This window comes from Polaribacter aestuariivivens, assembly GCF_005885675.1.
GTDB classification, from domain to species: Bacteria; Bacteroidota; Bacteroidia; order Flavobacteriales; family Flavobacteriaceae; genus Polaribacter; species Polaribacter aestuariivivens.
The window spans coordinates 403760-427164 of record NZ_VANR01000002.1; the positions used below are offsets into that span (position 1 = coordinate 403760).

Annotated in this window: 24 protein-coding genes; 1 reads left to right on the forward strand and 23 read right to left on the reverse strand. The window is 26.6% G+C overall.

Features of this window, described 5'->3' with window-relative positions; all coding sequences use genetic code 11:
• Position 1: 1 nt before the first annotated feature.
• Genes FDT66_RS05060 through FDT66_RS05155 form a run of 20 tightly spaced genes read right to left on the reverse strand, consistent with a single transcriptional unit; the run spans position 2 to position 21182 of the window.
• Positions 2 to 1150 (reverse strand): glycosyltransferase, encoded by a 1149-nt coding sequence (locus tag FDT66_RS05060; protein WP_138535065.1) that lies wholly within the window; start codon positions 1148 to 1150, stop codon positions 2 to 4.
• Positions 1114 to 2136 (reverse strand): glycosyltransferase, encoded by a 1023-nt coding sequence (locus FDT66_RS05065; RefSeq protein ID WP_171032320.1) that lies wholly within the window; start codon positions 2134 to 2136, stop codon positions 1114 to 1116. Before FDT66_RS05065 ends, FDT66_RS05060 begins: the two co-directional genes overlap by 37 nt.
• A gap of 4 nt (positions 2137 to 2140) precedes the next feature.
• Positions 2141 to 2824, reverse strand: a complete 684-nt coding sequence (locus FDT66_RS05070) for a class I SAM-dependent methyltransferase (RefSeq protein ID WP_138535067.1) — start codon at positions 2822 to 2824, stop codon at positions 2141 to 2143.
• Positions 2817 to 4391, reverse strand: coding sequence for a glycosyltransferase family 2 protein (locus FDT66_RS05075; protein WP_138535068.1), 1575 nt, complete (start codon positions 4389 to 4391; stop codon positions 2817 to 2819). Before FDT66_RS05075 ends, FDT66_RS05070 begins: the two co-directional genes overlap by 8 nt.
• An 8-nt stretch (positions 4392 to 4399) precedes the next feature.
• Entirely contained in the window at positions 4400 to 5782 is a 1383-nt protein-coding gene (locus tag FDT66_RS05080) for a hypothetical protein (protein ID WP_138535069.1), read from the reverse strand.
• A complete protein-coding gene (gene asnB, locus FDT66_RS05085) occupies positions 5782 to 7491 on the reverse strand; it encodes an asparagine synthase (glutamine-hydrolyzing) (protein WP_138535070.1) in 1710 nt (569 codons plus the stop codon). Before asnB ends, FDT66_RS05080 begins: the two co-directional genes overlap by 1 nt.
• Before the next feature lie 3 nt (positions 7492 to 7494).
• Positions 7495 to 8190, reverse strand: coding sequence for an acylneuraminate cytidylyltransferase family protein (locus tag FDT66_RS05090; RefSeq protein ID WP_138535071.1), 696 nt, complete (start codon positions 8188 to 8190; stop codon positions 7495 to 7497).
• On the reverse strand, positions 8190 to 9350 hold the full coding sequence (gene neuC / locus FDT66_RS05095) for a UDP-N-acetylglucosamine 2-epimerase (RefSeq protein ID WP_138535072.1): 1161 nt from the start codon (positions 9348 to 9350) through the stop codon (positions 8190 to 8192). Before neuC ends, FDT66_RS05090 begins: the two co-directional genes overlap by 1 nt.
• 1 nt (position 9351) lies before the next feature.
• Complete coding sequence (locus FDT66_RS05100; protein WP_138535073.1) at positions 9352 to 10353, reverse strand: N-acetylneuraminate synthase family protein; 1002 nt, start codon at positions 10351 to 10353, stop codon at positions 9352 to 9354.
• Positions 10350 to 11540: a glycosyltransferase gene (locus FDT66_RS05105; protein ID WP_138535074.1), complete on the reverse strand. Its 1191-nt coding sequence runs from the start codon at positions 11538 to 11540 to the stop codon at positions 10350 to 10352. The genes FDT66_RS05100 and FDT66_RS05105 overlap by 4 nt, the downstream gene beginning before the upstream one ends.
• Complete coding sequence (locus tag FDT66_RS05110; protein ID WP_138535075.1) at positions 11540 to 12694, reverse strand: glycosyltransferase; 1155 nt, start codon at positions 12692 to 12694, stop codon at positions 11540 to 11542. The genes FDT66_RS05105 and FDT66_RS05110 overlap by 1 nt, the downstream gene beginning before the upstream one ends.
• A gap of 2 nt (positions 12695 to 12696) precedes the next feature.
• Entirely contained in the window at positions 12697 to 13830 is a 1134-nt protein-coding gene (locus FDT66_RS05115) for a glycosyltransferase family 4 protein (protein WP_138535076.1), read from the reverse strand.
• A gap of 4 nt (positions 13831 to 13834) precedes the next feature.
• Positions 13835 to 14698, reverse strand: coding sequence for a glycosyltransferase family 2 protein (locus FDT66_RS05120; RefSeq protein ID WP_138535077.1), 864 nt, complete (start codon positions 14696 to 14698; stop codon positions 13835 to 13837).
• Positions 14695 to 15516, reverse strand: a complete 822-nt coding sequence (locus tag FDT66_RS05125; RefSeq protein WP_138535078.1) for a glycosyltransferase family 2 protein — start codon at positions 15514 to 15516, stop codon at positions 14695 to 14697. Before FDT66_RS05125 ends, FDT66_RS05120 begins: the two co-directional genes overlap by 4 nt.
• Complete coding sequence (locus tag FDT66_RS05130; protein ID WP_138535079.1) at positions 15516 to 16472, reverse strand: glycosyltransferase family 2 protein; 957 nt, start codon at positions 16470 to 16472, stop codon at positions 15516 to 15518. Before FDT66_RS05130 ends, FDT66_RS05125 begins: the two co-directional genes overlap by 1 nt.
• On the reverse strand, positions 16469 to 17578 hold the full coding sequence (locus tag FDT66_RS05135) for a glycosyltransferase (RefSeq protein ID WP_138535080.1): 1110 nt from the start codon (positions 17576 to 17578) through the stop codon (positions 16469 to 16471). Before FDT66_RS05135 ends, FDT66_RS05130 begins: the two co-directional genes overlap by 4 nt.
• On the reverse strand, positions 17571 to 18278 hold the full coding sequence (locus tag FDT66_RS05140) for a class I SAM-dependent methyltransferase (RefSeq protein WP_138535081.1): 708 nt from the start codon (positions 18276 to 18278) through the stop codon (positions 17571 to 17573). The genes FDT66_RS05135 and FDT66_RS05140 overlap by 8 nt, the downstream gene beginning before the upstream one ends.
• Positions 18279 to 18283: 5 nt before the next feature.
• Positions 18284 to 19039: a TylF/MycF/NovP-related O-methyltransferase gene (locus FDT66_RS05145; RefSeq protein ID WP_138535082.1), complete on the reverse strand. Its 756-nt coding sequence runs from the start codon at positions 19037 to 19039 to the stop codon at positions 18284 to 18286.
• Complete coding sequence (locus tag FDT66_RS05150) at positions 19039 to 20310, reverse strand: ABC transporter ATP-binding protein (RefSeq protein ID WP_138535083.1); 1272 nt, start codon at positions 20308 to 20310, stop codon at positions 19039 to 19041. The genes FDT66_RS05145 and FDT66_RS05150 overlap by 1 nt, the downstream gene beginning before the upstream one ends.
• On the reverse strand, positions 20310 to 21182 hold the full coding sequence (locus FDT66_RS05155; protein ID WP_138535084.1) for an ABC transporter permease: 873 nt from the start codon (positions 21180 to 21182) through the stop codon (positions 20310 to 20312). Before FDT66_RS05155 ends, FDT66_RS05150 begins: the two co-directional genes overlap by 1 nt.
• A gap of 114 nt (positions 21183 to 21296) precedes the next feature.
• Between FDT66_RS05155 and FDT66_RS05160 the strand changes: the two genes are divergently transcribed.
• Positions 21297 to 21764 carry a GNAT family N-acetyltransferase gene (locus FDT66_RS05160; protein ID WP_394347922.1) on the forward strand — a complete coding sequence of 156 codons (468 nt, stop codon included), beginning with the start codon at positions 21297 to 21299 and terminating at the stop codon, positions 21762 to 21764.
• Here the strand turns inward: FDT66_RS05160 and aroQ are convergent.
• The 3 genes from aroQ to FDT66_RS05175 all read right to left on the reverse strand — a co-directional run bounded on the left by aroQ (position 21759) and on the right by FDT66_RS05175 (position 23311).
• Positions 21759 to 22172, reverse strand: coding sequence for a type II 3-dehydroquinate dehydratase (gene aroQ, locus FDT66_RS05165; RefSeq protein WP_138535085.1), 414 nt, complete (start codon positions 22170 to 22172; stop codon positions 21759 to 21761). The two genes, FDT66_RS05160 and aroQ, sit on opposite strands and share 6 nt — an antisense overlap.
• 49 nt (positions 22173 to 22221) lie before the next feature.
• Positions 22222 to 22719 (reverse strand): hypothetical protein, encoded by a 498-nt coding sequence (locus FDT66_RS05170; protein WP_138535086.1) that lies wholly within the window; start codon positions 22717 to 22719, stop codon positions 22222 to 22224.
• 88 nt (positions 22720 to 22807) lie between these two features.
• A complete protein-coding gene (locus tag FDT66_RS05175; protein ID WP_138535087.1) occupies positions 22808 to 23311 on the reverse strand; it encodes a transporter in 504 nt (167 codons plus the stop codon).
• Between the last annotated feature and the right edge of the window lie 94 nt (positions 23312 to 23405).

Here is a 23405-nt window from a genome sequence, read left to right on the forward strand (position 1 = left end):
TTTATTCGATATTAAAAATTTCTTTTTTTATTCTTTTATTGTAGTATGTATAGGTGAATTTTTCTGAAAGTTTGTAATTAAATTTTATCCAATTCAAAAATGTTTTTTCTTCCAATTTTAAACTTTCTTCAATCTTATTAATTAAACTTATACCAAAAGGTTTTTCTAATAAATATCCATTTTTATTATTTTGAATATATTGATCTATACAAGAAATATTAGATACTATTGGAATCGTTCCATAATTCATTGCTTCTCCTATAACTTTAGGAAAACCCTCACTTTGAGAAGGTAACAAAATAAAGTGTGATTTTATATATATATCTTTTATTTGTTTTTTTGCTAAATAACCATGAAAAAATAATTTGTACTTAATATCTTTTGATTCCTCAATATATTTTTCTAGACAAGGACCATCTCCTACAAAATGTATTTCTCCAATTTTAGATGATTTTATATTTTTAAAAGCACTTATAATATCATTAACCCCTTTTTTAGATGTTAGTGCGCCAACAAAACAAAAATTTATTTTATTTTTTAAATTTTTATTCTCAACTATTTGTGCTCCTAAATCCCTATCAACAGTATCTAAACATGGGTTTTCAAAGGGTAAAATATTTTTTTTCTCTGAAAAGTTTCCATTAATAGTTATGACACTATTCATTTTTAAGTTAGACAAAAATAATCTTTGTAATTTATAAAAAAAAGAGGCTTTTTCTACCCAAGTTCCAGCATATTTATGCCAAAATATTTTTTTTGAAAAAAATAGAGAATAAAACATTACAATTATACTTGGGTTTGAAGGTGCCCTAGAGTGTATATAGGTATGTTTAGAAATGTGTTTTAAAATAATTAAAGCCATTTTTGGATAAGCAAAAATAATATTTAACTTATCTAAAAAAGTTTTACCACCAACACCTTTTAATAAAATTGGTTTTATTTTATTATCATTTATTTTTATAAATGATTTGTTGTTCAACTCATTTTTTCTATTAAATCCAATCCAAGTTATTTCATCAAATTCTAATAAAAGATTATTTAACTCTACAACTACAGGACCAAAAGCATTTACATAACCATTGCTATCTTTAACCATACTTGTGTCTGATACAACTAATAATTTTTTATTTTCTGGTATATTGACAGGCATTTTTTAATATATATGTTTGGAGAAAATTTTGCTTGATAAATTGATTCTAAATCATATTTAGATTTTTTTAAGAAATTAATTTTTTCTAACCATTTATCTTCATTAAAATTATTAATAAAATAGTCTGGTAAATCATTTTCTAAAACTTCACTTATCTCTCCTGTTTTGTAGCTAATAAAAGGAAGTGACTGTGCTAGAAATTCTATTAAAACTAGTGGCCCACTTTCTTTTTTAGAGGTGTTTAAAGCAAACTTAAATTTTTTTAATTCTTTTTGAACATTTGTTTCATCATGAACAAAAGTAACTTTTTCTTTTAACTTTAAATTTTCTATTTCCTTTACTAAAGTTAAATAATAATTATGATCTTGAATTTTTCCAAAAATCACTAATTCTAAATTTAATTTTGCTATTAATTGAATTGCGAATAATTGATTTTTATCTGGTTTTATGTTGCCAACTAAAACAGCACCATTTTTTTTAGTATTTATATTAGTCTCATTTATTTTTACAACAGTATTTTGTAATAAAAAACAGTGTTCATTTTTAACTTTAAGTTTTGTTTTACCCCAATTAATCAACTCTTTTGAAACACCAATATAATATTTAGGTCTTAAAATCGAATTTAATAAAAAAGGGATTTTATCAAAATCACTAGAGTGATCATGTAAAATAATTTTTGATTTGGTTTTAAATAAGAATGCTACTAATTTTACATACCTAAACACATGACGCATGTGCACATGTACAATATCATAATTATTTATAATAATTGATAATTTTTTAGCATCATTAATGCTAAACTTTGATAGTCTTTGGTATTTTTCAATATTTATTTTTTTATTTATTTCTTTTTGTAATATACCTTTTTTAGAAAAAGTTAAAACAGATACGTTTATGTTTTCCGCATACAAAAGGTTTGTTATATTGACAAAAATACGTTCTGCCCCACCAACATCTAATTTATCTATTACTTGTAAAATTTTCAAAATATTATGAATGAGGTTTTTGCGCTTCAATTACGAGAGTTTCTTCTCTTCTATACTCTTCTTCTTTAATAAGAAATTGATTTGTACCTTCTACACCAAACTTTACTTTTTTTATATTCTTAAAGCCTACAATATTTAATGCTGCTGTTAAAAGTTCTTCATCCCAAACTGATACATGACCATGATTTTGGGTTAAGTGCGCTATTGCTTCAGCTTTATATTTAAAATGATTAATTTCAATTTTTCCATTATAAAAATCTATAACTCGTTTTAAATCTGGCACATTAATTCTTAACCAAGCCCCAGGCTTTAATACTCTAAAACATTCCTCTAAAAGCTTATATGCTTCGTTAAAATGTAGATGCTCTAATGTATGTCCTGAATATATACCATCTATAATATTATTATCGCAAAATAATGGTTGTCTTAAATCAGTTTCTATATCTGGGTTATGTCCTGTATACTTTTTCCAAAATTTTCTTAATCTTGTTTTATAAAAGTCTACATGAACCCAACCTTCTTTATAATTTCTACCAGATCCAATATCTAAATAAATGGGTTTTGATTTAGGGATTTTATTAATATTTCCTTTTCTTTTAAAAAAGTTTCTTCCTATCCAACCATTTAATTCAAAAAAAAATAAATTTTTAAATTTTGGAGTTGGTATACTTGGGTATATTTTATTCATAATATGTTTTTTTAGCAGTTTTGTATCTTTTAAATAATTTAAATAGAGTTAAAGGTAAAAAAATGATACCTAACAAAATCTTAATACTTTTTTTAAAAATATTTCCATTTACAATAAAGGTTCCTCTAATATTTAATAGCAGCTTATTATACACCTGTTTGTTATTAAAATGTTTTAAACATAAATAAATTTCAGAAAAGTGTAACAAACGTCTTTCAAATAATTTTTTTCTAGATGAAGCAAAAGTTATTTTTCTAACTTTATGGTTTCTTAAACCACCTCTATTTGCTCTTAAATGAACTATTCTTAACTGATTATTTTTTACACTTAAAGCGCCTTGTTTTACACATCTTAACCCCAACTCTTCATCTTCGCTTTGCAATTGATTCATTTTTTCGTCAAAACCACCAACTTCAAGTAATACATCTCTTTTAACTAAAACATCGTTTGTTGGAAAACCATCAGACAATTCTATCTTTGGAATGTCTCTATTGATATAATTTGTACCTATCTCATCTGGAACTCCACATGAAATATCTGCCTCTAGACTGTAAATTGTTTCTAAATGTTTTTGTAGATAATTTGTAGGAATTTCTTCCATATCGTCATCTAAAAACCAAATAAATTTACTTTTTGCTGTTTTAATTCCTAGATTTCTTGCAGAACATTGCCCTATTTTGTTTGTCTCTAAATAAATAATTGGTAGGCTTGAAAACTCTTTTAAAAACTCAGTGTTTCTCTTTTCTTTTGGAGTTTGATCTACAATAATAATTTCTTTTGGAGCAGGATTTAATTCCTGTAATTCTTTTAACTCGTTTTTTAAAACTCCATAGCGTTCTAAAGTTGCAATAATTATTGAAGTAGAAATATCTTTATTTACTAAAACATCTTCTTCTTTAGAATGCTCAAACACCTTTAGTGCTAAATTTTCATTTTTTGAAAACGCTTTGTAAAATGAAATTGGTGAAATTTTAAATAAATTTGTGATGTATGTCCACACGAAAGCTTTTGTATCAAAATTATTTCTGATAAATAATAGCTCTTCCTTTAATTTTAACGATGCTTTTTTATCAGTAACATCTTCTGATAAAATCGCTGAATATCTTGTAACTATTCCAGATTTCATCGCTTTATAACCAAAATCTAACCCTAAGATGTCTATGGATTCTGAATATTTAGACAAACTAATATTTTTTAAAACCTGTTTTTCAATTAAACATCCTTTGAAAGTATTTTTCCAAGAACTGTGATTAATTTTATTATCAATTGACAAATGCAACATACTTGTTGGCTGAATAGCATCTAACAGAAATGGTTTATTTCTTAAACCAATTTTAGACCCAATATGCCATAAATTACCTTTAGATTTTATCGTTTTTTCTAACTGATGTTTATTGGGCAAATTCCCGATAGATAAATCCCAAAATAAAACATGAGTCGCTTCTAATTTTGAAATACTCTCTATAGTATTCAATAAAGTTTTTGTTTCATAAGAAATGACTTTTTTAATTCCAAATTCCCACTTAACATTATTTATATCATTAAAAACAACTAAAGTAATTTGCAAATTTTTATTTAATTTAAAATTGAATTGAATATTTGAACAAATGTATGTTTTTTATCCTTTGTTAATTCATCGCCGAAAAATGAGTTTACCAATTTTTTTCTCTCTTTTTCTAAATAAGTAGCATCATTTAAATATTTTTGAATATGATTTTGTAAATCATCTATATTTTTCACTAAACTTATGGCTTCACTCTTTACGATTGGTTTGTAATGATCAAATTCGTAAATCTTCTCATAATCGTTAGGATATATATTTTCATTTGGTGGGTTAAAAGCAATATTTATAACTGGTTTATTTAAAACTGCTAAATCTAAAGATACTGTAGAAGCCACATTAATACCAATAGAGCAATGGTTTAATAAACTGTTAAACAACTTAATATCTTTTAGAGTTGGAGTTAAATGATTGAGTTCCCAAAAATGATTTGGAATACAAATATTTGGGTTCGACTCTCTTAATTTATAATAAGCTGTATTATCGTCTTTTGCGTAAATTCTTACTACTAATTGAAGATTATTGTCTATTTTTCTTAAAACTTTTTCTATTTCTTCAACAATTATATGCTCTTTAGGAGTGTAATAAGCCATTCCTGTTGAATATAAAATTATTTTCTTTTCTAAAGAAATCTTTAAAAAGTGATATAATTCTTCTTTTGTGTATATAAAATTTTTATCAAAATGAAAGTCAAATTGAGGTGTACCTGTTACAAATACACTTTCTTCTTTTATACTTGGATAGATGCTCAAAAGGTCTTTCTTTATTTTATCATTCCAAGTGAAATAAATATCATAAGTAGGAATCATTCTACCTTGAGAAGTTAAATTATCCCAAGAAAAAAGAAAAGTAGCTGTTTTTATTTTTAGTTTTTTAACAGCATACATTAAATTTAAAGAAATTGAATTGTGAATATGAGAGGTATTAAATACCAAATCTGGTTTTAGCTCTAATAATGTATTTTCTAAGTCTAAAACATTAGGATTATTAAAATTTGAACTTTCAAATTTTTGTGTTAGTTTAATTAAAGATTTTTGTGATTTAAAAAAAGATGCTACAAACTTTCTAGTTTTTCTAACTACATTAGATTTTATTGATTTTTTACTTTCTAAGTCGTCTTTTACGATTTTTAAATTTCCAGTTACAGAGTTTAATTTGTTCAAATGTGCAATTTGTAGAATTTTTAGTATTTCATTTGCAAATTTATTTTTTTGATGGTTTTCTTCTAACTCAAAAAACTCATCACACTTAGTAGCTAAATACTGTTTTATATCTTCATTAGGAACTACAGAGAAAAAAATGATTTTATATTCTTCTCTTAATGCATCTGTAATGCCAGAATACACAAAATTTTTTATAGACTCACCTCTTGGTAATATGATGATGATTTTTTTCATTAATTAGAACTCTCTTTTAAAATGAATGCCAAACTTAACCATTGCCAAATATGAAAACTAGAATCGTTATCTACCTCTAAATAATTTTGCCATTCTTTTTTCAGTTTATTCATATCAAACCAATTTGAAAAACTACTATTTTCAATTTCATCTAATTTATTGGAAACAAAATCTTTTAAATCATTTCCTAACCATTCTCTTTGTGGAGTTTGTAAAGGTCTTTTGGGTGCGTAAGTAATTGAATCACTTAAAAATTCTGATACAATATCTCTTAAGACCTTTTTCTGAATTCCATTTTTAATTTTATAATCTAAAGGTTGTGCAAATGCAAATTCAACTAAATTATAATCTAAAAAAGGTTCTCTTAATTCTGTACTACTTGCCATAGAAACTCTATCATTAAAACGTAAAGCTCTTGGTATTTTTGTATAAAATAAATCTCTGTATTGTTTATTTAACAAATCGTCTTCGAAAGGCTTTGGATACTTTGGTTTTTCTGCAAATGCTAAAAATTCTTTGGATAAAACTTCTTTTTTAAAAGGTGATTTATTTACTCCTTGGATGATATTTGTATTTTCGTTTTTAAGATAATAATCATAACCTGCCCATTGCTCATCCATTCCTTGTCCATCCAACAAAACCAAAATATTTTCTTTTCTTGCTTGTTCAAAAATTTTGGCATACGCTAAAGTTGGTATCCCTCCAAAAGGTTCATCTTGATGGTAAGCTACTTTTTTGCTTAAGTTTTCTACTTCATCTGATTTTAGTAGTACTTTAACTAAAGGATTATTTGTAATCGAAATCATTTCTTCTACCCAAGGTAATTCGTCATATCTTTTATCATTCGTATAAAAAGTAAATGCTTTTATATTCTCGCTATTTTCTTGCTGATTCACAAACGTTAATAATGCAGAACTATCTAAACCTCCACTCAAGTTAAAACCTACAGCAACGTCTGCTCTAAAACGCAAACGAATACTTTGTTTTAAAAGATTAGTGTACTTCGTTTTTACTTCTTCGTAAGTATATTTTTTTTGGTATTTTTTAATCTCTTTTTCAAAGAAATACCATTTTTCAACTTTTAGGTTCTTATTGGAATATTCTAGATAATGTCCTCCAGATAATTGAGAAATATCTTTCCAAAAAGTTTCGTTTGGCATTCCATAACTACCAAATGCAAAGTAATTTGCCCAAACTTTTTTATTAGGAGTTTTATTTATTCCATAGGCATGAATAGCCTTGATTTCTGAAGAAAAAATAAGTTTATTATCAATTTTAGTATAAAAAAAAGGTTTTACTCCAAAGCGATCTCTGGCAGCGAATAATGTTTCTTTTTTAACATCCCAAATGGCAAACGAGAACATCCCATTTAATTTATGCAGACATTTTTTACCCCATTCTATATAAGCAGCTAATAAAACTTCTGTATCTGAATTTGTTTTAAAGTTATAATTGAGTTCTTTTTTTAATTCTATGTAATTATAAATTTCTCCGTTAAAAACAAGAATATAATTGCCACAATTACTTACTAAAGGTTGATTTGAATGTGCCTCTAAATCTATTATTGACAATCGATTGTGTGCTAATGAGATGTTCTCATTTTTCCAGAATCCAGTGTAATCTGGACCTCTGTGACTTTGTGCAGCAGCCATAGAATGAATTAAATCATTATTTGTAATATCTCCAATGATACCTGCTATACCGCACATAAATTAAAACTTTATTTTAGCTATTTTTTCTGCTTTTACCCAATCTTCTATGGTATCAATATTCACATACCATTCTTTTGGAGATTCTATGTAAGAAGTACTATTTCCAAATAAAGAATTTTGTTCTAATAGAACATTCGTTTTAGTAATGTAAATGCTTCCATCTCTATGAAATGCTTTTGGTAAATCTTGTCTTCTAGAAATAATTTGTTTTTCACCTGTTGCAATTTTTAAATTTCCCAAATTATCTTGCTCAAAGACCCAGTGAGGATTATACTCGTGAGGAACTTCTTGAACTGAAATTAAAGAATCTGTATCTTTTTCAATAAAAGTTTGTATTGCTTTATCTAAAAACTCAACAGTTCTAAAAGGACTAGTAGTTTGCAACAAACAAACTGCATCAAAATAAATATCTTGATTTTTATAAAAATCTAAAGCATGTAAAATAACAGGTAAAGTTGGTGTAGTATCTAAAGCTAATTCATTTGGTCTTTTAAATGGAACTTCGATTCCTAAAGATTTAGCAGCTTCTATAATTTGTTTATCTTCTGAGCTTACGATTAGGGTATCTATAAATTTACTTTTTAAAGCAACTTCAGCTGTGTATGCTATCAATGGTTTCTCACCCAATAATTTAATATTTTTACGAGGAACTCCTTTAGAACCTCCTCTTGCAGGTATAATTCCTAAAATTTTCATTAATAAGTTATTGTTTTGTGAAAACTTAAGGTTGTTTCTGCCAAAATATTGGCTATTCTCTCTCCAGATTTTCCATCTCCATAAATAGTTGAAGAAGTGATATTTTTCGATGAAATTCTGTTTTTTATTGCTTTTATAATTTCACTTTTATCGTAAGTAGAGTTTAACACGTTATTACCTCTTTGTCTTCTATTTTGACGACTTCCAATATTTACAACAGGAACTCCTAAATAAGAACATTCACGAATACCAGCACTAGAATTACCAATTAGACATTTACTATTTACTAATAATTTTAAAAAATCCTTTGGTTCCATATTCTTAAAGAAATGAATATTCTCTGGCTTTTTAATTTCTCTAAAAGTTCTAATTCCGTTTGAAGTTCCATCTGAACCAGCATCTACATTCGGCCAAAACCAAAAAGTAGGAATATCCAATTCGTGAACTGCTTGCAATGTTTGTTCTACATCTTTTCTTGCAGAAGCATATTCTGTAGTAACAGGGTGTTGCATTACCACAATATAACCTTTTTCTTTCCAATTTACATTTGCTCCAACTCCTCCATATTTTTCTATAGGATCAAAATCTAAATTCGGATTTTGCTTAATTTCTGAAGCTAAATCTATAGATGGACAACCTGTATTAAAAACCGTTGCCGGATTTTCGCCCATTTTTAAAACCCTTTCTTTTGCTTCTTCTGATGCTACCAAATGTAAGTCTGCTAATTTCGTATTTGCATGACGTACTTTTTCGTCGATATTTCCTGTAACCTCTCCTCCTTGAATGTGTATTAACGGAATATTTTGATAAGAAGCTGCAATACTTGTTGCAATTGTTTCAAAACGATCTGCAATAGTTACTACTGCATCTGGTTGCAATCTGTAAAAAACATTTGCCAATTCCATAACACCTAAACCCGTCGTTTTTGCCATGGAAGTTGGATTTTCTCCTTCTAAAACCATAAACACTTTTTCATCGATTTTAAAACCATCATTTTCTATAAAATCAACCGCATTTCCATATCTCCCTAATAATGCAGAACCTGCAATTACCAATTGCAACTCTAATTTAGGGTGATTTTTTATGGCTGTTAAAGCTGTTTTTATTCTACTGTAGGAAGGTCTTGCTGTTACAACTACACATATTTTTTTTATCGACATTTTATTCTGTTATATCTTCATAATTTAAAAAATCCCATTGGTTTACATCTTTATTCAATTTTTTACCAATAATATTTTCATATTCACTTGCCAAGATACCAAAACCTTTAGGTTTTTTTGTTTCTAAATCCGAAAAAGTAATTATACTTCCACTTTTCAAATCTTTATTTACTGCCAAAGATTTTTCGAAAATGGCTTTTAATTCTTTAAAATTTGAGTTGTCTGTTTTATCAATAGGATTTTGCAAAGCGACTTCAATATTTCTTACTGCAGTAACCAAATTTGTAGTTTCTTCCATTGTTAAAGATGCTTTTGCATCTGGACCAAACATTTCTTTATTAAAAACGACATGAAATTCTAAGATTTCGGCACCTAAAGTTGTGGCTGCAATACAAGCTTCTATGGAGGAAGAATGATCTGAAAAACCAACTGTAACTTGATATCTTTCTTTTAATTCTTGAATTACATTTAAACCAAATTGTGCTGGTTTTGTTGGATATGCAGTTGTACATTGTAATACAGAATAATCTACATTTCTAGATTTTAAAAAAGAAACGGTTTTATCTAATTCATCAAAAGAACTCATGCCAGAAGATATAATTACTGGTTTTTGGGTTTTTGCTATTTTTTCTAATAATACAAAATTATTCACTTCTCCAGAACCAATTTTGTAACGTTTCACTCCTACTTTTTCTAATACATCTACTGCAGCATTGCTAAAAGGCGAACTCATAAACTCTAAACCAACTTCATCACAATGGTTTTTTAATTCTTTCCATTGTTCTAAAGTGAATTCCATTCGTTTCCAATAGTCCATTCTTGTGGCATCTTGTTTGGAAAACTTCACACGAAAAGGTTCGTGAATACTACTTTCTGCATCAGCAATATGTGTTTGAAATTTAATAGCATTACACCCTGTTTTCGCAACAGCATCTATATATGCATGTGCCATTCCTAAACTTCCATCATGTGCTTGTGCAATTTCTGCAATTATAAATGTCATACTAAATTGTGTATAAAAGTTTTTAGTTTTTGGAATTGATTATCGGCTGTAAAAGTTTCTAAAAAAACCTCTTTTCCTTTGCTACTTAACAAATGTAGTCTTTCTTTGTTAGAAAACAAATTCACAATTTCTTCTGTCATTTCTTCTAAATCATTACACAAAACACTATTTTCCTTTGTAATTTCTTTGTAACAACTCACGGATGGTTTAGTTGCCACTAAAACTTGTTCGTAATTTAAAATTACTGGAATTCTAGTTCTTGTGCCTGTGTTGTATTCCCAAGGAACAATGTGTATGTCTTTTGGAATCATTACTGTATCTAAATTTTCTACAAATCCGAAACATGTAATTTGTGGGTCTTTTAATTTTTTTAATAAAGTGGGGGTTGCTTGTTTTAAACTTCCAATAACTTTTAAATTTACCTTTGGAATTCTTTGTTTTAAATCTGCCCAACAAACATCTAAAAAACGTTCTAAGCCCAATCTGTTTGCTGTTGTATTCATTCCACCAAGATGTATTATTGAAGGTGCTTTTTCTAAATTATTTTCCTCTAAAATAATTTCTTTATAGGTTGTTGGTAAATACAAAGCTTTTTTTGAAGCTATTTTTTCTATTTCTTCCTTTTCTGTAATTGAACCTGAAATACAGGCTGTTGCTTTTTTTACAATAGCTATTTCCACTCGTTTCTTTTGAAACGTATGGAACTTTTGTAAAAAATTTCTTCTCTTTCTAAGTTTTGCTAATTTGTATTCCCAATCGTGATGTGCATAAATTACTGGAACTTTTAAAGCTGAATTCGCTGCTAAAATCGCACTCCATCTCCATTCACACCAAACTAAATCGATATTATTATCTTGGATTTTATTCTTTAAAAACTGAGTATTCTCTTCATTTGTAAAATTATATTCAAATTTTGAAGGATTTGTGATTGCTTCTACAATTCTGTTTAACCCTTTGTTATGTTTTTTTGAAATAACTTTATAACTACTAATTTCTGATACAAATTTTGCAACTTCTTTATAATCTTCTTCAATATAAATTTGCTGATTCTCCCATTCTAAAACGACCATTTCTATATGGAAACCAGCTTTAAATAACAGTTCTAAATGACTGTAATAAACAGATGCTCCACCATTTTCATTTGAAGTTATTTTACCTGCGTTTACTAAGAATAAGATTTTTTTCATTAAATATCTTTTTCAATTTTTTTATACGCTTCCAAAACTTCTTTTTTAATTTTAGAATACTCCAATTTTTCAGAAATATCCTTATTTATATTGAAGGCATTCTCTAATAAAACAGCATTATTTAATACTTTTTTAATTTTAAAAGCTATTTCATTAGAGTCTTCTGGATTTTCAATTAAAAAACCATTTTTACCATCTTCAATATACTCTTCTGTTACACCTCCTGGGTTTGATTGGATTGGAAATGCGCCACAAATTATAGCCTCTAACAAAGTATTAGCAATACCATCTGAAATATTATTTCCAATCGCTATTTTGGCTTTTCCAAATTTTTCTAAAAGCTCAATATGAGATATTTGACTGTATCTTGATGAATATTTAATATTAATAATATATTTTTTATTGATTTCTTCAATTTTATCAATCACTTTATTATGAGCGGAGTACACGTAAATATCGTAATTTCGAACATCTTCAATAATAATTTCTATTGCATTTAAAACGGATAATGCTCTACCAAAATTATGTTCATAACCTTTAATCATTATTAATTTTCTTTCTTTTACTGGTAGAGAATATTGCTGATATTTTTTAATTTTATAACCACCACCTCCTGGAAAATTAGTACTTATAATATTACTTTTACTATTTATGGCTTTAATTAATTTACCATCTCGTTTACATTCTAAAAAAAAATAATCAATTTTTTGTAAACTCTTTTTTATTTTAGATTTATGTGATTTTAAATTTTTATAGTAAAAAATATCATTTCCCCAACAAGAATAAGCCCATTTAAAATCAATGTTCTTTTGAACTTTTAATAGTGGGTAGGTTTGAGATTGCATTTCTAAAGAATGCACCAAATCCGGCTGAATCTCATTTATTAATTCTTCTAACTTTTCAGAAGCTGTAACTTGTAAATACGGTATAATATTTTCATAAAGTTTGGGTAACTTTTTCTTCAGAAAATATTCGCCTTTAATATATTTTATTTTTCTTTGACTCCAATTGGTTGTATAATTTGTCCATAATAAATCTTGATGAATAGGAGCATCTAAACTATCAAAAACATAAATTTCATGATTTGTGTTTTTCAATTGATTAATCCACCTTGCAGAATGGATATATTGCATACAAACAAAAAGAATTTTCATTTTTATATATAATATCTGTTTTTAAAAGACTTTTTCGCCTCTATTATATTATTATTATATCTTTTACACCAATCTTTTATGTCGTATATATTTTGAGGTATGTTTTTTAAAAATGGATTTATTTTGTTATTGTTTTCATATGTAAGAATGGCTTTTTCAATTTCACTAACCCAACAAGAAATTATATTTGGTTTTTTTACCAAAGTACCATACTCTCCATTTTTTAGAATATATTTTGTTGATCCGTTTTCTGCAGAAATACAATAACTACCACATTTTAAAGCTTCTACTAAACTTAATCCAAAACCCTCTAACCATATTGTTGGAAATAAATAAAAATCTGAACATTGATAATATTTAATTAGAGAATGGTTTGGTACTAACCCCATAATTTTAACCCCTTTAATATTGATGTTTTTTTGCACACCAAAAACCAAAAGTTCTATATTATTGTTGTTTTTAAATATTTCTTGCCAAACTTGTAAAATAATATCTAAACCTTTTTTCTTTCTATCTTGAGAACACCATACAAAAATTAATTTATCAGTACTTAAATCGAGCTCTTCTCTTAAGTTTTTTTTATTTGTTTTATTTACGGGCTTAAAGTTTGCTGAATCTACTCCATCATTGTTAATACTCACTCTTACAGGAAATGTATCTAAAGTGTTTTTCATATGATGATACGAATCTTCAGTAAGAAGAACTAACTCGTCTATTTGTGATAATATTTTTTCATCTGTAGTAAAAGGAGAAAAACTATGGTAGTGATATTGAACGTAAATTCTTTTTCTTAGCTTATTTTTTTCAATAAAAAATAGTATTGATTTTAATAAACCGAAATTATCTTTTACTTGTAAAATAATTTTATCTTCTAATTTGAGAACTTTATTTAGTGCTCTTAAATAATTATTGAACCTATTGTTATAATTAATTTTTCTTTTTATTTTATCTAAAAAAGTCAATTTTTCTATAAAAACTTGCTTCGGCTTGTTTATTTTTATATTTGAATATGGACCAATTATATAATCTAATTCGTTATCATTTTTTAATAAATAGTTTAACTCAGTTGTCCAACTTGCAACTCCTTCATGTGGTAAAGAAGCTGTTGATAATAAAACTGTTTTAATTGTGTTCATTTAATTATATTTTAAAAACACGTTTTGTAAGAAACAAAAGTTTTGTAATTATATTCAAATGTAATGAATTTAACTTCTTTGCATATCTTGCAATTCTATAAACGGAGTCTGGATTTCCCCATTTTTCATAATAAATTAAGTGGTCTTTTAAACCTCTATTACTTGTTAAAATTTCTTTGTAAGCAGGTAGTTTTAAATGTTTAGGTAGTTTTTTGTTTGTTACATTTTCATTAAAAAAAAGATCTTTATTTTTTATTGCTTCTTTTGTAGAAACTTTATGCAAGTGTTTTACATGAGATTTAGAAACAACAGCATGTTTTATGTTGTAATATAAAAGTGTTAAAGAATAATCATTATCTGAGTAGTAAAAAACAAATTTTTCATCTAATAAATTAATTTTATGTAACATTTTTCTTTTACAAACAATACACCAACCTTTTATTTGCGATCTTATCTTATAACCAATTTCATAAGTCCCTTTGTATTTATTTAACTCTTCTCTTGGATCTATTGGGCTGAAAGAATCTATTTCTTTGTGTGTATTGGCTACTTTTAAAATTTCTGAATACCAATTTTTCTCAAATATTAAATCATTGTTACATAAGGCTATAAATTTACCACTTGATGCTTTTATACCTATGTTTAAAAATTTATGAAAGCCAAATTGTTCTTCTGGAATAATAACCTTTACAAAATCTGGATATGCATATGTTTTTGCATAGTTCTTATTACTTTCAACTAAAATAATTTCTATTCCCTTAATAGATTCTTCAGAGGCAACTAAAGAATTAATGCAATTCATTGTTGTTTCAAATATTGTATTTGAATTGGTTTTTGATAAAATTATAACAGATAAATCAATTGTCATTTTTTAAATACTTTCTTTAAACGTTGATAATTTCTGTAGAAAAAACTACTTTGTATTTTCTGTTTATAATTTAATAATTGGATTCTTTCTCTTTCAATTAAAAAGGGATTCCCTATATATTTTATAAAAGCATCTGAATGTCTTTTAAAAATTATATCATGATGCTGTTTATACAATTCTAAATCTTCAAATAAATTATTAATTAGCGAACCAGATTCTCTAACTCTATAAAAAAACAAAGGTTCTTCTATTTTATAAACATTACCTCCATTTTTTAAAATTGAAATCCATAAGTCCCAATCTTCTAAAAACTTTAAATCTTTACAATACCCTCCTACTTTGTCATAAGTTTCTCTTCTAAAAAAAGCTGAGGCTACAATACAATTTTTTAAAAGTAAATATTCTAAAGAATATTTTTCCAGCTCAAAAAGTCCATTTTTTTCTCCAAAATTCATTACTTGAGAATATACTACCTCTATAGAGTTGTCTTTTTCTAAAATATCTATTGCTTTTTTTACAAATGTACTATCTATAAAATCATCCGAATCTAAAGGAAATATATATTTTCCTTCAGATTTTTCAATTCCAAAAATTCTTGTGTTGGCTAAACCTCCATTTTCCTTTTCAAAATATTGAAATCTTTTATCTTTATCTACCCAAACTCTTGCTATTTGACTTGTATGATCAGTAGAACCATCGTTTACAATAATTGCTTCCCAATTTGAATATGTTTGATTTACTACAGATTGTAAACATTCATCTAAATATTGTGCGGTATTGTAGCAGGGTATAATTATAGAAACTAAAGGTTTTTGCATTAAATATTATATTTTTTGATGTGTTTTTTTAAGTACTCCCAACCTTTGCCACTAAGAGAGTATATAATTGAATAGAATAAAATTTTTAATATACTTAATTTATAACTCCAATTTATTTTTAGAAATGAATTAAAAAGATGTATTAATGTTTTCGAGAAATATTTGTTTTTTAATGCATTTTGTATAGTTTTAAGATAAAGGTAAAAAATTTTATCTTTCACTTTTTTGGGTGTATCTGATTTTAGTTCCTTAAAAATATAAAATCTAACATTTACATCATTAAAAATTTTAGTTTTATCTCCTTTTAAATATTCTCCAGTAATAGATTGTTCGTGTTCTCTTATTAAAACCAGGTTTTCATTTAAAATAGTACCTTTTACAGATTCATTTAATAAAATTCGAGAGAAAAAATCTAACTCCTGTGCTCTCATTAAACATTCATTAAATTTATGGTTTGATACAATATTTCTTTTCCAAAGAGAAGTTGGTGTATTAAAAATTATTTCATTTGAAAAATAATCTAACTGTATAGAATTTCTAATACTTAAATCTTTAGACCATTTTGTATTTTTCTCTTGGTTAAAAAATACGCAACCACTTAAAACGAAGTCGAAGTTTCTTTTTATTTTAGAAACTTTTTTTTCCAACATTTCTGGCAACATTAAATCGTCACTATCAAACCACTGAATATATTCTCCTTTAGATTGTTCAAAGCCAAAATTTCTACAAGAATTTGCACCTTTAATTTTATTTGAAGGTCTTTTAAAAATTTTAAACCTACTGTCTTTTTCTATATAATTTGTAACTGAAACATAAGTGTTGTCTGTAGAACCATCATCTACAATTATACATTCCCAATTTGTATAAGTTTGCTTTGTAATTGAATTTAATGTTTCAATCACAAGATTTTCTCTGTTAAATACTGGTATAATTATAGAAACTAATTCTTTAATCATAAAGAATTTTTTATTGCTTTGTTAATTGTACTTATATGATTTTGATAGGAAAAATTTTTTCTAACAAATGCTCTTCCTTCTTGTCCCATTTTTTTAGCTAGCAGTTTATCTTCTATAAGATTACAAATTTTTTCTGCCATTAATTCTACATTATGTTCGTCAACAAGAAAACCTGTTTTATTATTTAAAATCACATCGGAAATTCCACCATGTTTAGTTGATACAACTGGTAAACCTGCTGCACTAGCCTCTAAAACACTTACTGGAGTTCCTTCTGAATCTCCGTTATTGGCTACAACAGAGTGTTGTAAAAAACTATATGAGTTTTCGAAATAAGAATCTATATCTTTAGATTTTACAGCTCCAATAATTTTAATATTGTTTGAAACTTTATAGTAATTTATTAAATTTTCACAAACATTTTTTAATGGACCATCTCCTATTAACTGTAATTTTGCGTTTGGATACTTCCTAAGAACTTTTACAAAAGAAAGAATTGTATAATAAGGTGCTTTTTTATCTACAAACCTACCAACTGCTAAAAAATTATTTTTTTTAAAATTAGGTTTTATATCAAAAAATTTATTTTGTGGTGCACAAGGTGTTATAATAATTTTATTTTTTAAACATCCAATTGTTATTAATGTTTCGGCTATTTTATTTGAAACGACTACTATATATTTTGAATAATTGAATATTTTTTCATATTTGTTTTTATGAGTTTCTAATATATGATTTATGCTTGCATCAAAACCATGAAATATTGGTAATAAAGGTATTTTGGTGTTAAAACATACATTGTAAACTGCTGCAGCTGTTGTTCCATATTCAGCAACTACAATATCAATTTTATGTTTTTTAAATGAATGTTTTAAAGATTGCTCTAAAATTGTAAGTTGGGTAAATTTGAATATTTTTTTTATTCTAAAAAATAATTTATAAATATTACTAGCTAATCTATTTTCCAAATTATTTTTTGTTGGAAGATCTCCATTAAAATAATAAACAACATTACCTTCAATACCTTTTCTATGCATTTGAATAAATGTTTCCGAATAAGCATTTTTGCTAGGTGAAATTAATGCAACGTTTAATATTTTATTCATTATTCTTTTTTACTATTCCACATAAAGATGTATACATTGTATTGTTTTCAAATTTTTTAGGTGCTTTATCTTTGGCTATCAAATATTTTATGATTGGTTTTAAAAAGGGTTTTATTAGTTTAGATTTTTTTTTACTTACATACCTTGTTGTCCAAAGCCCTAACATTGTTGCTAAACTAGCATTCCAACCACCTAAACCATAAATATTTACCTTACAATTATTATTTTCCTCAAAAGCTTTTTGAAGTGTAAAGGGAGTAAACCTATAGTGGTCATGTGGTGTTTCGTGAAGTGGCCAAAGAAAAGGTACTGTAAAAAAAATAATACCTTCTGGTTTTAATACTCGAAGACATTCTTTGATATAATTTTTATAGTCATAACAGTGCTCTAAAACTTCTGTTGACAAAATAGTATCAAAGCTATTAGCTTTAAAAGGCATTGTTTTTCCATCCCAAAAATAATCTGGCTTAATTTGCTCATCATAAACTAAAGCTTCTTCTATATCTAAACCTACATAATTTTTTACATTACTATTTTTTAATATAAAAGATTTATATGGCATTTTACCACAACCAGCGTCTAATAACTTCCCTTTGAAGTCATTTAAATTAGTTTCGATTGCATTTTTTATAGATGTTCTTATAAAAAAATTATCTAAATTTTTTGTTGTTAGTTTTGTGTAGAAAAAATCTTTTGCCATTTATGCTATTGTTTTACTCCAATTCTACATGTGTAATCTACTCTTGAAAGATACATTTGAATATTATTCTTAGAAAAATATTCGTCTACAGCTTTTTTACATCCTTGCCAGTGACCATAATCATCAATTATTAAAACTCCACCTTTTGCTAATTTCGGAAAAAGCATTTCTAGCTCATGCTTTGTAGATTCATACCAATCTGTATCTAATCTTAAAATTGCTATTTCTTTTGGTGCATTCGTTTTATTAATTGTATCTTCTACTTTACCTTTTATAAAATTTATTTTTTCAGAAGAGTATCCTACTGAATTAACATTTTCAACAACTTCTTCTAAAGGCGATAAACACTCTATTCTGTCCCAAACTTGATCTTGAGATTTGAAAGCGTTAGTAGCGGATTCTCCTCTTATTGATTTATCAATTTCTAAAGGCTCAGACATTCCTTCGAAAGTATCATATAAATATATGTCTCTACTTTCATCATTTAAATTTTTTAATTTGTAAAGACCAGCCATAATACTTCCTCCTTTCCATACACCACACTCTACAATACTACCATTAATTTGGTTTTGGTTTATATAGTCTAAAGCTCTTAATAAACTGACTAATCTTTCTGGGTTTGTTAGAGTGTATGGAGTAACTTTTTTTATAATATCATTTTCTAAATCAGAAAAATCTGAATGATTAGATTGAATTATAACTTTCTTCTGAAATTCTTTGAAGAATAAATTATGTATTTTTTTCTTTATTTTTTGTACCATTAATTTTTATTTATTATCCAAGAATAATCCTCTAGATATTTACAACTTCCAGATTCCCATTTATAATCATTTCGTTTTAACTTCATCATTTCAATTTTAAAATTACCCACAGAATCTACAAAATCGTATCTTTTTTTAAGTTTAGAGTCAGATAAATATCCTCTTATAGAATAGTTACCCATATATAGTTTTGGAGAATTTATATTACAATTAAATTTATAATTACCCTTATCTCTGCTTATATTTTTTTCTGAATCTATATTCCAAATATGTACAATTGGATTTTGAAATTCATCTAATATTTGAAAAGAAATTGCTAGGTTATTTTGTTTATTTGGCAAATTAATTTCAAAATTTATTTCTAGTTTTTCTCCAAAAATATGAACAGAATTTGGTAAACTTGTTAATACATCTATTTTTATAAATTTTGGTATTTCTGTTGAAGGATTTCCAACATAAACTTTATTTTCCTTAGAACTGCTTAAGTATTTTTTTATTCCCAAATCTGTAGGACCTGTGTAGTTAACTTTTCCATCTTTTAACAAAACAACTTTTTTTGTTAAGATTGAAATAGAGTTCATATCATGACTCACAAACAAAACAGTTCTTCCATCTTTACCCGAAATATCTTGCATTTTACCAATTGCCTTTTTTTGAAATTCTGCATCACCCACTGCTAAAACTTCATCAACAACTAAAATATCTGGTTCTAAATGAGCTGCTACAGCAAAAGCTAAACGTACTTTCATTCCACTAGAATAACGTTTTACAGGAGTGTCTATATAACGTTCACAGCCAGAAAAAGAAACAATTTCATCTAATTTAGATTGGATTTCTTTTTTGGTCATGCCTAAAATAGCTCCGTTTAAAAAAATATTTTCTTTCCCTGTCATTTCTGGATGAAAACCCGTACCAACTTCTAATAAAGAGGCTATTCTTCCTTTAGATTTTATCGAACCTGTTGTTGGGCCAGTAACTTTAGAAAGTATTTTTAATAAAGTTGATTTTCCTGCACCATTTTTACCTATAATACCTAAAACTTCTCCTCTTTTTACTTCAAAATTAATATCTTTTAATGCCCATACATATTCGGAATTTCCTTTGGAAGCTCTATCATTAGATTCACCAATTTTTAAATATGGATCTTCTTTTCCTCTAATTCTTGCTAGAAATCTATTAAAATCGTGACTTATTGTTCCTGTTCCAACAGTTCCTAAACGGTATTGTTTAGATAGGTTTTCCACTTTTAAAATTACATCATCATTCTCCATTATATTGTATCTATAAAAGTTTTTTCGGTTTTATTAAAAATCAATAAGCCTAATAAGAATACAACTATAGTAAATATGGTTGTGTAAATTATTCCAAAAACAGAAAAACTACCATCATTTAGTAACATAAACCTACCAAACTCTACCAAATGAGCTATTGGATTGATATCTACAACCCAAGCGTAGTTATAACCTTCTTCAAGATTAATTAATTTTTCTCTCATCAAATCTAAAGGATACATTACTGCAGATAAATACATGAGTAATTGTACCCCAAAAGATACTAAAAAAGTCAAATCTCTGTATTTTGTAACCATAGAAGAAATTATCATTCCTAAACCCAAACCTAACATTCCCATAGCAATAATTAATAAAGGAAAATATATTAAATATAAATTAGGTGATACATTATGACCTGTTAAATAATAATACAGATAAAAACATATAAATATAAAAATTTGAATTCCGAATTTTAATAAATTAGAAACCACTATAGACATTGGCATTATTACTCTTGGAAAATACACTTTTCCAAAAATAGCTTCATTTTTTTTAAATGTATCTGAAGTTGCTGTAAGACATTCTTTAAAATAATTCCAAATAGTTACACCAGCTAAATTAAAAAGAAAAGGAGGTATTGTTCCTGTAGAAATTCCTGCAATATTGTTAAAGACTAAGGTGAAAATTACAGAAGTAAATAATGGCTGAATTAAATACCACAAAGGCCCTAAAATAGTTTGTTTGTATAAAGTTACTACATCACGCTTTACAAAAAGAATTAGTAAATCTCTATATTGCCAAACTTCCTTAAGATTTAAATCAAATAAATTGTTTTTGGGAGATATTTCAAAAAGCCATTTATCTTTTTGCATGTGTACTTTGGTTGTTTTTACAAATATAATTTATTTTAGAAGATATTATAGTAACTTTCGTTGAATCGTATTATTTTTACGACTAAATAACCAATGTTTTAAAATTTCTGTTTTTTGAAAAATATTACAATTGAAATTATTCCTTTTGAAGAAAAATATGAAACTTATTTTTATGACTTAAATGTAGCTTGGTTAGAAAAATATTTTTACGTGGAACCTTATGACGAAAAGGTACTTAGCAATCCTGTAGAAAATATTATTGATAAAGGTGGATTTATTTTTTTTGCTAAATATGATAACAAAATTGCTGGAACAGTAGCATTAAAAAATCAACATTCGTTTTTTGAGTTGACAAAGATGGCTGTTTCGCCTAAATTTCAAGGTTTAGGAATTGGTAAAAAGTTATTAGAGTTTTGTATCAATTTTGCAACTAAAAAAAGCTGGGAAAGTATTACACTTTATTCTCATAGATCATTGGTAAATGCTTTGCACATTTATAAAAAATATGGTTTCAAAGAAATTCCTCTAGAAAAAGATGTACACTATGAGCGTGCAGATATAAAAATGAGACTAAAATTATAAAAAACTTTCTATAGCCAAATCATACCCTTTTAAACCAAAGCCAAAAATTACACCTTTTGCATTGGGAGCAATAAAACTTTTATGTCTAAAATCTTCACGAGCATGAATGTTAGAAATATGAATTTCTACTACTGGAGTATCTATACCTTTTACTGCATCTCCAATACCAACAGAAGTATGGGTATACGCTGCTGCATTTAAAACAATACCATCAAAACTAAAACCTACTTCGTGTAATTTGTCAATTATTTCTCCTTCAATATTAGATTGAAAATAAGTTAACTCAACAGTTTTAAATTTTAATTGTAATTGTCTGTAATAATCTTCAAAAGTTTCGGAACCATAAACTTCTGGCTCTCTTTTGCCTAATAGATTTAAATTGGGTCCGTTTATAACTATAATTTTCATTTTGCTAAAATACTATTATAAAATAAAAAAACATTTATTTTATGAATAATTAAAGTCTAAACAAAACCCCAAGACTAGCATTTGAAAAATTTATTCCATTACTACTTATATCTGAATATGATATACTAATTTGTGTGTATTCGTTAATACTATAACCAAAAATTGGTTTGTAATAAAAACCTCCATCAATTCCATCATTTAAAGCGAGAGCGTATCCTAAATTTGCTCCAAAAACAAATTTAGGAGAAAAACTATATCTTATTGCTGCAGAAAGTGGTAAAAAAGAGGCATCAGCAATATCTGTATTTAACAATTCTCTTCCAAAAAAACGACTGTATGCAGCTGATGCACCAATAGCAAAACGATCTGCTAAAGGAATCATATAATAAAGGTCTGCTTCTAAAGTTACTCCGTAAGAATTATCAGCATCACCAGTTGGTAAACCAACATTTATACCTCCATTAAATACTCCATTTTGAGCATTTACATTGCCTAGAAATGTCAAAGTAATTAAAGTAATTAAAGTAATAAATAGTAATTTTTTCATGATTTTATTTTTAATAAATTATTAATAATAATTTTAAAAAATAAAAAGAGCAATTACTTGCTCTTTTTATTTTTTTGTAGTTTTTGTATTACAAGCCAAACATAATTCCTAAACTGATGTTAGATATATTTCTACCATCATCACTAATTCCTGAATAAGAAAGGTTTAATTGTGTATTGTCTCCTATTTTATGTCCAATTATTGGTCTGTAATAAAAACCTCCATCATTTCCATCATCTAATCCTACAGCATAACCAATGTTTGCACCTACAATAAAATCGTTTGTGATGTTAAATCTTGCTGCACCAGAAATTGGTAAAAAAGAAAGATCTGAAGCTTCAGCTGTTATTCCTCCTCCTAAATCATATTCTTTTCCGAAAAAATGTGAGTATTGTACAGATGGTCCTAAAGTGAAACCGTCTGCAACTGGAAACATATAATTTAATTCTGCTCCTAATGTAAAGTTAGATACATTGTCTGCATCTCCTACTGGAATACCAACGTTTAAACCTCCATTTAATACTCCTTGTTGAGCATTCATTTTTCCTAAACCTGCTATTGCTAAAAAGGCAATAAATAGTACTTTTTTCATAATTTTTAAATTTAATTGAATTTATACTTCAAAAGTAGCCATGTATTGTTCTTATAAGGTGCTCATTCTGTTTAAAGGTTAACTCTAATAGATT